A 279-nucleotide genomic window follows, 5' to 3' on the forward strand; every position below is an offset into this window, starting at 1 on the left:
GTTTGCCGGCGAATTTTGTTACTACTTTTTCTTGAAAGACGTGCCGAGCTTGGACACGGACGAAAGTGCTAGGGCAAACGACGTTGCGCCGAATATCCAGTTCAGGGCTTCGCCGCCGCCGGCGATGTAGAAAATCTGTATGGCTGCGGCATCTGCCCCGCCCATGCTGGATTTGATGTGATTTAGAAACATCTGCTGCAGATGATCGAAGCCGACATAGGTAATGGCGGACACGCCAAGGGCTACGATTATTTGGCCTATCAGGGTTACGAGCAATTG

1 protein-coding gene is annotated in these 279 nt (G+C 52.0%); it reads right to left on the reverse strand.

The annotated features are described in order from the left end of the window. Positions 1-21: 21 nt before the first annotated feature. A partial coding sequence (locus tag MB824_RS10725) for a DUF2523 domain-containing protein (RefSeq protein ID WP_328516373.1) occupies positions 22-279 on the reverse strand: 258 nt, incomplete at its 5' end.

Source organism: Kingella pumchi, assembly GCF_022288825.1.
Taxonomy (GTDB): domain Bacteria; phylum Pseudomonadota; class Gammaproteobacteria; order Burkholderiales; family Neisseriaceae; genus Kingella_D; species Kingella_D pumchi.